The sequence below is a fragment of the Pseudomonas laurylsulfativorans genome (genome assembly GCF_002906155.1).
Taxonomy (GTDB): domain Bacteria; phylum Pseudomonadota; class Gammaproteobacteria; order Pseudomonadales; family Pseudomonadaceae; genus Aquipseudomonas; species Aquipseudomonas laurylsulfativorans.
The window spans coordinates 508,164-520,979 of the sequence record NZ_MUJK01000004.1; the positions used below are offsets into that span (position 1 = coordinate 508,164).

At 60.1% G+C, this 12,816-nt stretch carries 13 protein-coding genes; 2 read left to right on the forward strand and 11 right to left on the reverse strand.

From position 1 onward, the window contains the following. Positions 1-8 precede the first annotated feature (8 nt). From B0D71_RS16290 to potE, 8 genes are all read right to left on the reverse strand, one after another. Entirely contained in the window at positions 9-683 is a 675-nt protein-coding gene (locus B0D71_RS16290; RefSeq protein WP_103395672.1) for a DUF3313 domain-containing protein, read from the reverse strand. A 50-nt stretch (positions 684-733) separates the two neighbouring features. Next, positions 734-2,002 carry an OmpP1/FadL family transporter gene (locus B0D71_RS16295; protein WP_103395673.1) on the reverse strand — a complete coding sequence of 423 codons (1,269 nt, stop codon included), beginning with the start codon at positions 2,000-2,002 and terminating at the stop codon, positions 734-736. Positions 2,003-2,073: 71 nt separating this feature from the next. Then, positions 2,074-3,687 (reverse strand): arylsulfatase, encoded by a 1,614-nt coding sequence (locus B0D71_RS16300; protein ID WP_103395674.1) that lies wholly within the window; start codon positions 3,685-3,687, stop codon positions 2,074-2,076. 218 nt (positions 3,688-3,905) lie between these two features. Next, complete coding sequence (locus B0D71_RS16305) at positions 3,906-4,184, reverse strand: DUF3303 domain-containing protein (RefSeq protein WP_103395675.1); 279 nt, start codon at positions 4,182-4,184, stop codon at positions 3,906-3,908. Positions 4,185-4,387: 203 nt separating this feature from the next. Continuing rightward, positions 4,388-4,927, reverse strand: coding sequence for an HD domain-containing protein (locus B0D71_RS16310; protein WP_103395676.1), 540 nt, complete (start codon positions 4,925-4,927; stop codon positions 4,388-4,390). Next, a complete protein-coding gene (locus B0D71_RS16315) occupies positions 4,927-5,328 on the reverse strand; it encodes a hypothetical protein (protein WP_103395677.1) in 402 nt (133 codons plus the stop codon). The genes B0D71_RS16310 and B0D71_RS16315 overlap by 1 nt, the downstream gene beginning before the upstream one ends. A 242-nt stretch (positions 5,329-5,570) precedes the next feature. Next, positions 5,571-7,856, reverse strand: coding sequence for an Orn/Lys/Arg family decarboxylase (locus B0D71_RS16325; RefSeq protein ID WP_103395679.1), 2,286 nt, complete (start codon positions 7,854-7,856; stop codon positions 5,571-5,573). 16 nt (positions 7,857-7,872) lie between these two features. Beyond that, complete coding sequence (gene potE, locus B0D71_RS16330) at positions 7,873-9,258, reverse strand: putrescine-ornithine antiporter (RefSeq protein ID WP_103395680.1); 1,386 nt, start codon at positions 9,256-9,258, stop codon at positions 7,873-7,875. Between the two features lie 182 nt (positions 9,259-9,440). Between potE and B0D71_RS16335 the strand changes: the two genes are divergently transcribed. Together B0D71_RS16335 and B0D71_RS16340 are read left to right on the forward strand one after the other, a co-directional pair. After that, positions 9,441-9,770, forward strand: a complete 330-nt coding sequence (locus tag B0D71_RS16335; protein WP_103395681.1) for a hypothetical protein — start codon at positions 9,441-9,443, stop codon at positions 9,768-9,770. 120 nt (positions 9,771-9,890) lie between these two features. Continuing rightward, entirely contained in the window at positions 9,891-10,307 is a 417-nt protein-coding gene (locus B0D71_RS16340) for an organic hydroperoxide resistance protein (protein WP_046040328.1), read from the forward strand. Positions 10,308-10,428: 121 nt separating this feature from the next. Here the strand turns inward: B0D71_RS16340 and B0D71_RS16345 are convergent, their stop codons facing one another. The 3 genes from B0D71_RS16345 to B0D71_RS16355 all read right to left on the reverse strand — a co-directional run bounded on the left by B0D71_RS16345 (position 10,429) and on the right by B0D71_RS16355 (position 12,782). After that, a complete protein-coding gene (locus B0D71_RS16345) occupies positions 10,429-10,938 on the reverse strand; it encodes a copper chaperone PCu(A)C (protein ID WP_103395682.1) in 510 nt (169 codons plus the stop codon). Position 10,939: 1 nt separating this feature from the next. Continuing rightward, positions 10,940-11,545: an SCO family protein gene (locus B0D71_RS16350; protein ID WP_103395683.1), complete on the reverse strand. Its 606-nt coding sequence runs from the start codon at positions 11,543-11,545 to the stop codon at positions 10,940-10,942. 352 nt (positions 11,546-11,897) lie between these two features. Beyond that, complete coding sequence (locus tag B0D71_RS16355; protein ID WP_103395684.1) at positions 11,898-12,782, reverse strand: ChaN family lipoprotein; 885 nt, start codon at positions 12,780-12,782, stop codon at positions 11,898-11,900. Between the last annotated feature and the right edge of the window lie 34 nt (positions 12,783-12,816).

Genomic DNA, 12,816 nt, shown 5'->3' on the forward strand with positions numbered 1-12,816 from the left:
GGTGGGTGTTACTTGATGAAGGCCTGGAAGTCGGTACCCAGTTTGTCGATCGCCGCCTTGAAGTCCTTGGCGGTAATCTGCTGGCTTTCGTTTTTCAGTTCGGTGCCGAACACCTTGCGCACCACTTTGGCTACGGTCTGGTTGCTCTTCGCGTCGATGAATTCGGCTTCGATGAACAGGGTGGTTTCCTGGTCACGGTGACCGGTGGCGGCTTGGGTTGCGCCGACTACGGCGGCGATGGGAACCACTTCATACCACTTCATGCCTTCGTTCTCGGCGTTCACCCCGGTAATCGCAGCACGCATGATCAGCGGCCGGGAACCCGCCGGAGCGGCTGACGGGGTGGACACTACGCGGTATTTCTGACCCAGCGTGGTCTTGGCCTTGTTGGTCATGTAGTTCTGAATGTCGGTCAGCGTCTGCTGGTTGACCCGCTCATCGGGCTTAGGCGCCGGGTAAAGCTCCAGTTTGTTGAACACCACCGTGTCATAGGCATTCGGGTTCCACGAAGGGCTGACCCAGCGCATCGCGGTACCGCCGCTCGGCGTTTCCACCTCCTGCAGGTTGTTGTAGTTGGACAGGAAGCCTGAGTACTGCTCCTTCTCCGTCACTTTCGAGGTGCAACCGCCTAGCAGCAGACTGGCCAGCGTGGCGCCGACGAGCAGTTTTCGGGACAGATTCATAGTTGTGTTTACTCCTTGGATGAAATCGTCGTTCTTTTGTCAGCGGTACATCAGAATCGCCAAGTCATGTTCCCGGACAAGGCTTGAATCCAGGCATTATCGAATTGACCGGATACTCGATTGCCCGATACGGATTTGGTTTGCTCGACCGGCATGTCGCCGAGCCAGACCATGGCCCAACTGACGTTGACATCGGTGTCCTTGTTCAGAGCATAGGTGGCTCCTGTGGCAATGCGCCAGGATTCGTTCATCGGCACCACCACACTGCGATTGCTGTCCGAGACGGCGCTGCTGTCGTAGGCCACGCCGAAGTTCCACAACAACTGCTCGGTGGCCTGGTATTGCGCGCCCAGGGAGAGGTGCCAGGTGTCCTTGAAGCCGGCGTCGACAGCTTTTGATTGCGAGCCAAACGCCGTCGTGTCGACCTCTACGGCGATGTCACCGAACTCGGACCAGTCCTGCCAGTTGGCCGAAGCCAGCAGCGCCCATTGCCGGTCCAGTTGCTGGAACAGGCTCAAGGTCACGGTTTGCGGCACCTTCATGTCGAGTTCGGTGTTGGTGTTGTTGATTCTATCGAGCAGACGTCCGTCGCCCTTCACATCGAGACGGTCCTCGAAGTCCAGGTCGACCTGGCTGGTGTAGGTCAGGCCGATGCGCGTGCCGGGTTGCGGGGCGTAGATCACGCCGACGTTGGCGCCATAGCCCCAGTCGTTGTCGCGGTACTTGTACTGGCCGTCAGCGCGGTCAGTGAAGCCGAAAGGAGAGCGATCGATGGCGGTGTCTGCCTTCAACATGCCGTACATGGCCTTGATGCCCAGGCCGACCGACCACTGCTCGTTGAAGCGATACGCCACGCTGGGGACCAGTGACAAACCGAGCAAGCTGGAGTTTTGCGCGAAGTAGCGGCCGGACCAGTCGTTGTCATAATTGAGCGCCAGGCCGAAGTCACCGTATTGGCCGAAACCGACGCTCCAGTGCTCGTCCAGTTCATGGCTGATGAAGAAGCTGCCACCGGGCATTGGATCGAGGGCATTGCCACTGCCGCTGCCCGGGACGTTGGTGCCGGAGTCGCGGTCGAAGCTCAAATCACCGTACAGAACTTGCAGGCCGGCGGTGATTTGCGTACCGGGCAGATAGCTCATGCCTGCGGGGTTGCTGGCGATGGTCGAGGGGCCTTGGGCGCGGGCGGCAGCGCCGGCGTTGGCCAGGCCGGCGTTATCGGTGCCGATTTCATAGAGCATGATGCCACCGGCCCAGGCTTGCTGGCAGCACAGGGCAAGGAGCGTGAAGGTGGGCAGGGCATAGGTTCTTGTCGACATCGAACTACCTCAGCAAATGTCCATTTTTCGAACAAGGGTGGCGTTCACCCGCCACCCGTGAATTCGGCTGACTACTTGGCCATCTCGGCCCGCGCTGCAGCGATCTTGGCTTTGACCGAATCCAGGTTGAAGCTCGCGCCTTTTTGCATCGGCGGAAACTCGATCGCTGTTTCAGCCAGTTTGGCCACCTGTTGCTGGACGAACACGAAGCGCCAGAACTGGAATTTGAACCAGTCGAAGTATTGTTGCGAACCCTGCGCGGCCTGGTTTTCCGGCCAGCCCATACGCTCGAACGGGTCGAGTCGCAGATTGGTCAGGATCGGCACGTCCACAGCAACTTTAGCCCCCATCCATCCACCCGGCTGATCAATGAAGCGATATTTGTAGTCGTCTATGCGCACTGCACCCAGGGCACTCTCTCCAAAGTAGAAGATTTCATGCCGGTTCGACGGACCTTTTCCGGTGATCATTGGCGTTTGATCATAGCCGTCCAGATGAACCTTGTAGGTGGTGTCGCCCAACTGTTTGCCTTTGAGCAATTCGGCGGTGATGTTCGGGTTGCCCGCCGCCGCGACCAGGGTCGGGAACCAGTCCATGCCGGACATGATGCCGTTGGCGATCTGGTTGGCCGGCACCTTGCCTGGCCAGCGGATGATTGCCGGCGCCCGGAAGCCACCTTCCATGACCGTGCCTTTGCCCATGGCGAACGGGGTGGTGCCGCCATCAGGCCAGGTGAAGTTCTCGGCACCGTTGTCGGTGGTGAAGATCACGATGGTGTTGTCGTCCATGCCGTCTTTTTTGAGTTTGGCCATGACGTCGCCAACGATGTCATCGAGCTGCGCCATGCCTGCTTCCTGTTCAGACCAGCCATTCTGCGAGTTGCGCATGGCTTCGTACTTATCGGACAGGTGCGTGACGATGTGCATGCGGGTCGGGTTGAGCCAGACGAAGAAGGGTTTGTTGTCCTGTTTGGCCTTGTCGATGAACGAGAAGGCCTTGTCGCGAATCTCGTCGTCGACGGTTTTCATCCGGTCTGGATAGAGCGTGCCGGCATCTTCGATTTTCTGCTTGCCGACTTTGCCCCAGCGCGGCATCACGGTTGGGTCGTCGGTGGTGGTGGCCCAGCTGTGGACCATGTTGCGGGGGCCGACGCTGTCCAGCAGCTCCTTCGGATAATTGGGGTGTGCCGGGTCTTCCATGGCGTCGAGGTGGTAGAGGTAGCCGAAGAATTCGTCGAAGCCATGGACGGTGGGCAGGAACTGGTTGAGGTCGCCCAAGTGGTTCTTGCCGAACTGGCCGGTGGCATATCCCATGGCCTTGAGGGTGGTCGCGATGGTCACGGCTTCGGCGGGAATACCCACGGGTGAGCCGGCCTGGCCGACGGTGGTCATGCCGGTACGAATCGGTAATTCGCCGGTGATGAAATTGGCGCGCCCGGCGGTGCAACTGGCCTCGGCGTAGTAATCGGTGAAACGCATGCCTTCATTCGCCAGTTGGTCGAGGTTGGGCGTTCTGCCGGCCATCATGCCCTGGTTGTAGACACCGATATTCGACCAGCCAATATCGTCGCCCATGATCACCAGGATGTTGGGGACCTTGTCGGCGGCCAGGGTCAGGCCGGGAAGCGCCATTGCAGACAGCAGCAAGGGTAGTGCGAACATCGTGGATAAGGTTGTCCGGTTCATGTCGAGCTCCTGCGTACTTGCGTGAGTACATCGAGACGAGCCCCCGACCGTCATTGAAATTCGTAGCCCCCCCGCGGAGAGCGTAGATTTGAATGGCGAAATATCCAGTAATGGATAGTCAGAAAGTTGGTGTTTCAAATGTGTTGCAGCGGCACGAAACAAGGGCCAGGACGCCGTTCGGGTCGGGCGGCGAGCGTTACTCGCCGCCTCAGTCTTCATTACCGGGCGGCAGTGGCAGCCAGCAGTGGCGCGATCTGCTCATCGGTCAATGCGGCGTGCACGTCCATGCTCATCAGGTCGTTCCACTGCAGTACCCATTGTTGAATCGGCACGAAGTCACTGGCCTCGGCAATGCCGAAACCGGCCGAACTCCCTACTGCGTGCCAGCGCCCGTGCATGGTGACACCTGCAGGTGGTGCGCCACCGGTCTTGAGAAAACGTGCAATTGCGGCATCACGGTTATCCGGGCTGATTGTCCAACTGACGATGAATAACATCGGCCACCTCCTGTTGCGCATTGGCACCTGTTTGCTGTGCGTACCGGGCTGGTGCCGGGGCCGTGGCCACGCTTGGGGTTCCAGTTCCGTCCTGGCTGGCTTGCGGCAAAATCTCCCATGGAAGGCATAGCAGTGCCCCGCGGTTCATGTATGACCGCTGATCCTGTTTCGGTGCATTCTCGAGGGGGTAACAGACGCCTGTCTCACCAGCGAAACATGGGCAAGGGCCGCAGCGGCGAGCGGATCAATTGCCGGGCGGAAAGCTTCATCAACATCGAGTGAAAACCATGATCGGGAAAGGTCGACTGCACGGTTTTGATGAAGCTTCGGGGCAAGCCGAAACGGACCAGACCCAGGGACACATCCACCAGATCGGCCTGGCGAAAGGGTTCGACGCTGTCGGCACAGGCACCGCGATACCGACGCAGCTTGTGATGTTCAAGTATCAATGCGCTGACTTCATCCTTCAGTTCCGGGCGGTGTTGGCTGTCGAGATATTCAGTGGCCAGGGCAATGGACGGCGGCAGGTAGTCAAGGGTGTCATCGGTCCAGATACCCAGGTCATGAAACGCCGCCGCGATTTGTACGGCGTCCGAGGGCAGGCCTTCGGTACCGTTGAGGGCGGTATAGAAATTCAGCACCCGGTAAATGTGGTTGCGGTAGCCCTGCAGGTCGGCACCGATGGCCAGGGCGAACGAGGTGAGAATCTCGTCGGTGAGGGGGAACTCAAGAATGGGTTTCATCAGGCATCACGCAACAGGTCGTTGGCATTGAGCAGCTCGTAGGCAATCTCCGGGCGCTTTTCCATGGCGCGGCGAATGGCGGCGGGGATGTTGGCGCGGGTCTTTCGGCACAGTCCAGGCAGCTCGCCAACCTGGATGCCGATGCCGCGCATGGTGCGCACTTCATTGAAGCCGGGGGCGATGTTCACGCGAATGCCCAACTGCTCGAACATGCGTCGCTGCACGTGCTCAAGATCGCTCAGGCTCTGCAGGTTTTCCAGGCGTTCGATCAGGCGTTTTTCTTCGTTGCGGGTCAGAAACAGAATGCGCAGGTCAGCCCCTGGTGTTTCCAGCAACGGGTCACGCCCGCAGTCGCAGGCGCCGGGCGGGCAGGGTGAGCGGATTGCAGCGGTGGTGGTCATGGGGATCAATCATAGAGCGCTGTGATTGAGTTTGCCCATAGGGATTTGATGGGTATGCAAAAGCAATGTGGGAGCGAGCTGTGGCGAGGGGGCTTGCCCCCGTTGGGCTGCGAAGCAGCCCCAAAATTTCCGATGTATCGAAGATCTTGTGAGTGCTGCGCACTCAAACGGGGCGGTTCGGCGTTCCGACAAGCCCCTCGCCACAGCCCGCTCCCACAGGGGGGGCGGTGAACTTGTTTAACTTATTTCAGTACCAGCATCCGATACACGCCGTCCTCGACTTCGATCCCGTGGGTGTCATGGGTGAAGCCAGGGAAGGATTTGTCGAAGGCTTCCAGGGCCTTGAGATACGCCAGCAACGGGCCGTCCGCCGGACCTGCGTTCTCACCCGGCATGAGCAACGGAATGCCTGGCGGGTACGGCACGATACCGGTTGCCGCGAGGCGTCCGGCGGCCTGGTCGAGGGTGACCAGTTCGATGTCGTTGCGCACCAGTTTTTCGTAGGCCTCCACCGGGCTGAACTCGGCTTGTGGCAGGGTGCCGAAGGCCTGGGACATGTTGGCGGTGGTCTTGTGTTTCTTCATGGCAGCGAAGATTTCGTCGGCCAGGTCCTTCAGGCCCATGCCGGCATAGCGTTGCTGGTGGGCGTTGTACAGGTCCGGCAGGCACAACTCGAGTTCGGCGTTGTCGTCGTAGTCACGCTTGAAGTCGAGCAGGGCGTTGAGCAGCGTGCCCCACTTGCCTTTGGTGATGCCGATGGAGAACAGGAACAGGATGGTGAAGTCGGTGGTCTTCTCGACCACGATACCCTGACGACCCAGGTAGGCCGTGACCACACAGGCCGGGATACCGGAGGCGAGAAGGTTGCCGTCGTCGCCCATGCCCGGGCTGAGCACCGAGACCTTGATCGGGTCCAGCATGCAGTAGCCTTCTTCGATGTCGCCGAAGCCGTGCCATACCGCGTTCGGGTGCAGGACCCAGCAGTTCGGGTCGGTTTTCAGCGTGACCGGGTCGACTTCATGGAACGGTACGGTCGCTGCGCCCACCTGTACGGTCGGCGGCTGCCAACAGGTGAAGAACCAATTGTCCTTGCTCAGCATCTCGCTGTGCATGCGCGAGAGCACCTGGCGGAAGCTGATCGCTTCTTCGATCGACTCGCTGGTGAGGATCTGCCCGCTCGGTGCTTCCATCATGGCCGAGCTGACGTCGCAGGACGCCATGATCGCGTAGTTCGGCGAGGTCGAGGCGTGCATCATGTACGACTCGTTGAAGCGCGCGTGTTCGATCGGGTTACGGCCGTCGCGCACGTGGATCATCGAGGCCTGGGACAGGGCGGCCAGCAACTTGTGGGTCGACTGGGTGGCGAACACGGTCGGCTTGGACTTGTCGTGGTCGGCCGGATTGCCGTGCATGGCATGGCGCCCGGTGTACAGCGGGTTGAAGCGTGCATAGCCATACCAGGCTTCGTCGAAGTGCAGACGGTCGACGCTCTCGCCCAGCAGGTCTTCGACGCGGGTGACGTTGTAGGTCAGGCCATCGTAGGTGGAGTTGGTGACAATCGCGTGCACCGGCGTCGGGTCGATACCTTTCTTGACCAGCGGGTTGTTGGCGATGGCGGCTTTGACGCCTTCGGCGCTCAGGGTCTGCGGCAGGATCGGGCCGATGATGCCGTAGCGGTTGCGGGTCGGTACCAGGTAGGTCGGAATCGCCCCGGACAGGGTCATCGCATGCTCGGCGGACTTGTGGCAATTGCGGTCGCACAGGGCGATCTGGTTGCGCGTGACGCTGGCCATGAGGATGACGCGGTTGGACATCGACGAACCGTTGGTCACGTAGTAGGTGCGGTGGGCGCCGAAGACCTTGGCGGCATAGCGCTCGCCCTGGCCGATGGGGCCGCTGTGATCGAGCAGCGAGCCCAGTTCGCCGACCGAGATCGACAGGTCGGAACGCAACAGGTTCTCGCCGAAGAACTCGTAGAAGGCCCGCCCCGCGGTGCTTTTGAGGAAGGCTGTACCGCCGGCATGGCCTGGGGTGTGCCACGAGTATTCATAGGTGCGGGCAAACTTCACCAGTGCGCCGAACATCGGCGGCAGGGCGGCCTGGCGGTAACGCTCGATAGCGGCCAGGATGCGCCCGCTGAGGAAGCGCGAGGTGTCCTCGGGCAGCCAGATGAAGTCGTCGGCGTGTTGCATCACCAGCAACGGAATGCTTGAGGCGGTGGTACGGTCGCTGATCAGGAACACCGGCACACGTGTGTTGCGCTCGCGCAGTTTGACCAGCAGTTTGATGCAGTCGGCGTGGCCTTCGCTGGTGTCCATTTCCCATCGGATGAGCACGCATTGAACGGCAGGGTCCGAGCGCAGGATCGATGCGGCATCCGTGAGACTTTCCGAGGCCAGTACACTGACGCCCCGTCCTTCTACGTCGTGGACCAGTTGGTCCAAGGCGCGGCCGAATACCGTTCGCTTGTCCGGCGGACTGCTGACCAATAGCGCCAGCATTCCGAGCGAGTGTTTATATTCCGTCATGATTGAACCTCCACAGTTAATTCAGATTGTTGACCGGCACTGGCTCGGCAGTGAGGTGCTGCGCGCTGACGGTTTGCGTCGGTACGCTGTTGTTGAGTGCTTCGAGGCGGATCAGGCGGTTGTTGACGAAGCCGAACAGGGTGTAGCCGAAGATGGTGGCCACGCCGCCCAGCATCAGGGCCTGCTCACCGGAGCTGTACAGCGCCAGGTAGCTGTAGGCCGCCGCGATCAAGGCAATGATGTTGGTCGCCAGGGCCTTGCTTTCTGGCACGTTGGAGACTTTCTGCATGGTCATCAGTGCGGCCATGGACAGGATGTATGGCACCAGGTTGGTGACCACCGCGAGGTTGACCAAGGTGTCGAACTGCTTGCTCAGGTCAGGACTGATGGTGAGCAGGGCCAGCGCGGTCTGCGCCGCCAGCAGCACGAGCATGCCGATGATCGGCGTTCCCGCTTTATTGCCCTTGGCAAAGATTGGCAGGAAGTAACCAGTGTCCGCCGAGCTTTTGTACACCTGGGCGATGGTGAACTGCCAACCCAGCAGCGAACCGATACAGGCAAGCACCATGGCCGCCATCACGATGTCGCCAACCATCGGGGTGAACATCTTGGCGAATACCAGGCCGAACGGCGCGGTGGACGCGACCAGTTCTTCGTTGCCGACGATACCGAAGATCACGTTGGTGGAGACGATGTAGATCACCGCCGCACCCAGGGTGCCGCCCAGTACGGCAATCGGCACGTTGCGCTCAGGGTTTTCCACCGCGTCGGTGTTGGCGCAAGCCGATTCCAGGCCGAGGAAGGCCCACAGGGTGATCGCCACCGAGGCGCCGGCCGCTTCGAACCAGCTCTTGTCGTGCGGGTTCCAGCCAGCGGCGTAGACGCTGCTGTCGAACCAGAACCAGCCCACCGTGGACACCAGCACCACCGGCGCAATGACACCCCAGACGGTGATCGCGCCGATCCGGCCGGTAATGCTCGCGCCGCCAAAGTTGGCGAAGGTAGTGATCCACAACAAGGCAATGGTTGCGAGACCTACTTGCAGTGAATCAAGTTTTACTCCGAACAACGTCTGTATATAGCCAACCGCAGTGATACTGATCGCCACGTTGGCAATCAATAGCGAGAGTCCGTAGGTGTAGTTGGTGATGTAGTTACCCGCTTTACCGAATGTGTATTCGGCATAACCACCCATGCCGCCGGTCTTGCGGCTGAGCATCCCGCATCGCGCAAAGGCGTAGGCCAGAGCGAGGGAGCCGGTGGCCGTCACCAGCCAGGAGAGGATTGAAATTGCACCGACTTCCGCGAGTTTCGTCGGTAGTAGCACAATGCCTGAACCCAACATGTTGACGGCGGTCAACATTGTCAGTTGCCCCACACTCATTTTCTTTGCGACTGACATTCCGTTGCCTCACTTAGTTGGCGATTGAGAGTCTTAGCTATAGCAAAGGATTGAAAACTCGCAAGAAATGGCATCCGCCATCTCGTTTTTGCACTAGTTTGCAAAAAGGGCAGGATGCTGGCCCCCAAGTTAAAAAATCCCCCGCAAAATTACTTCATTTTCAGATAGTTAAATAGGTCAAGATGCGCAAGATATGGATCGCGTTAATCCCGCTAGTAGTTGCGGGTATTGGCAATTCGGCGCAAGCCAAAGAACTGGCCAGCAATGATAAGTACATGTGCAGCTGGGGTGCGGGCACCGCTGCAAGGGCACAGGAGCTCAAGCTCTCCGGCGTTTCCCTGTATGCCGCCCGGCAGAAAATACAGGTCTACAAATTTTCCAAATCCTGGATGCGCATGATGGCACTTGGCATTACAGAACAAACTTATGACAGTCCGTCGCGATTGAAACCGACTGCCGTACGGCAGAGCTTTTATGAGGACTGCGTCAGGTACAAGTTGGCGCGTAAATGAAGAAGCGGGCGTCGGTCGGATAGACCACGGTGTGGCCCAGTGACGTCTATATTGATTGACCATCCCTGCGACCGGATGGGGTGTTAAACCGGTTTCTTACAACTCAATCAGGAGGTCACCATGAGCCAGATCGATAAAGTGTTGTACACCGCCCAGACCCACACCACCGGCGGGCGCGACGGCGCGTCCCGCAGCTCCGACGGAATTCTCGATGTGAAGCTGTCGTCGCCAGGTGCGGGCGGTGGCGGTACGAACCCCGAGCAACTGTTCGCTGCCGGATGGTCAGCCTGTTTCATCGGCGCCATGCAGGTTGCGGCCAGGGAGATGAAAGTGGCGTTGCCCAAGGATGTGGCCGTCGATGCCGAAGTCGACCTGGGCACCAATGAAGGCGGCTATCTGCTCCAGGCGCGGCTCAATGTCAGCCTGCCGGGGCTGGATCGTGAGACCGCGCAGAAAATCGTCGACACCGGGCACCAGTACTGCCCGTACTCGAAAGCCACGCGCAACAACATCAACGTCGTACTCAAGCTGGTTTGAATCGGCGGGCGTCCACCATTTCTGTAGGAGCTGGCTTGCCAGCGATGGCGACCACGAGATCGGCGCAAGGCTCGAGGGCAAATCGCCGGCAAGCCGGCTCCTACACGGTGTCACGCGTGCATCAATTCATCTTGCTGTGATCGTGCTTCATCGCGCTGTGATCCATGGTGCCGATCGCCTTGGCAACGGCTTCAACCTGAATCGACTCTTTCTCACCCTTGGCGTCTTCCACGGTCAGGGTTAGCGGCACCTTGTCGCCTTCCTTGATCTGGCCCGTCAGGTTCATGAGCATGATGTGGTAGCCGTTGGGATCGAAGCTCACCGCTTTCCCGGCGGGCAGCGCAACGGACTGCACCTGCTGCATTTTCATCACGTCGTCTTTCATGCTCATTTCATGAATCTGTACGAGCCCGGCAACCGGCGTCTGCACGCTCAGCAGTTTGCTGTCGCTGCTCGCAGTGACGGTCATGAAGGCACCGCTCGACGGCTGGCCGGCCACGGTGGCGCGGACCCAGGCGTCCTTGACTTCAGTTTGTGCCGATGCCTGAAAGGCCAGGCCAACCAGGGACAGGCCCAGCGCCAGTTGCCTGCAACGTTGTGCGAAACGGTTTCTAGCCTGCGGTGCATTCATTTCAGCAAACCTCCATCACGGTGAGCAGGTCTTCTGCGCACTCTTGGGCCGTCAGGGACGCGGACAGTCCCAGGCGCAGATTGCCCCGGGAGTCGAAGACATAGCTGGTCGCGGTATGGGAGAGGGTATAGGTATCGCCGCTCGGTACTTTCTCGAAGAACACACCGAACTCCTTGGCGGTGGCAGCGGTTTCTTCCAGGGTGCCGTACAGCGCTTCGAAACTCGGGTCGAATGCCTTGACGTACTTGTCGAGCAGCTCCGGGGTGTCGCGCTCTGGGTCCAGGGTGACGAAGACCACCTGCAGCCTTTCGCCATCACGACCCATCAGCTTCTTGGCCTGCGCGGCGCGGGCCAGGGTGGTCGGGCACACGGCCGGGCATTGGGTGAAACCGAAGAACACCATCGGCATCAGGCCACGATAGCTGCCCAGCATCCGGGTTTCGCCCTGGGTGTCCGTGAGCTTGAAGTTGCGCCCCATGATCTTGTCGCTGAGGTCTTTGCCGTACTTGAACGACAGCTTGCTGCTGTCGTCGCAACCGGCGAGCAGGCCCAGGCTCAACAGGCCCATGCCTTGCAGGACGGTTCGGCGGTTATACAAAGTACTCATGAAAAAAAGCATCCTGTTGAACAGGCTGAACTGACAGCGTGATGGCTGTACAGACGAAAAAATCGCGGGGATGTTAACAAACTGTGCCGGTGGATGAGGCGCGGATGCGACCATTGGACCTTTGCTGCGGCGTGACATAGTGTCGCGCCATCAGGGTGAAAGTGCTCTTGTGGCGAGGGGCTTTTGTGGCGAGGGGGCTTGCCCTCGTTCGGCTGCGCAGCAGTCGCAAAGCCGGTATATGCGGTTTACCTGACAAACTGCATCGCCTGTATTTGGGACTACTTCGTAGTCCAGCGGGGGCAAGCCCCCTCGCCACAGGCAAGCTCACTCGCCACAATGTTTGCGCTTACGTTTAACGACGCAGCTTCGCGCAATGATCCTGTTCCGGCTGTGCGGCGGTGTACCACACGTAATCCGCGCTGTCGGCGGTCACGGTCTTGCCCGCTTCGGCCAGGATCAGCACCGCATTGCCTTCACCGGCACCCAGGTCCTTGAGGTGCAGTGGCACCCCCAGATCCTTGCGCACATGGAAGGCCCCGGCCAGCAGCAATGCAGGTGTCGGTGCGGCCATCAGGCGTTCGGCCATGCGCCGGTCACGCTGTTGCTGCACGGCGAGCATTGCCGGCATCTGTGCTTCGGGCAACAGGCCACAATGGGATTCGCGGATGTCGTCGAGCAAGGTCGCCTGCACCTGTTGGGTGGTGGACGCTTCACCCGTGAGCACCGGGCGCTGTTTATAGATCTGCATGATCTGCGCGCGATCCAGGTTCGCCGCCAGTAGCGGATAGGGTTGGCGCAGCGCGTAGGTGACGAGGGCGCCATAGACGCTCCAGTCCCAATTGGCCTGCCAGGCCAGCGCCGTGAACGCGTCGGCCGGTGGCTGGCCAGCGCGGGTCGCGACCTGCGCGGCATCGACTTTGGCCTGTTGATCGGGGTTGAGCATTTCCATCAGCAGGCTGCCCTGGGGGCGTTGTGCCGCCAGCTCGCGCAGCAACCACAATTGCAGGGCGTGATGGTCCGGGTTGTCGTGCTGTTCACCGACCAGAACCCGCGGTGCGGCGGCCAGGCGCTCGACCAGTTCCTGCGGGGTCAGCGTGCGACCGCTGGCGAGTTCGCGGATGACACCGAGGTCGGCGTGATCGCGTCCTTGCGGGGCAATCGGTGTCGGGGGCGGCGTTACAGAATGGGATTGGCAGGCAGCCAACAGGCTAAATGCACACAGCAACAGAAAGCGCATCGGTTTTCCTTAAATAGATAGAAGCCCCCCGATC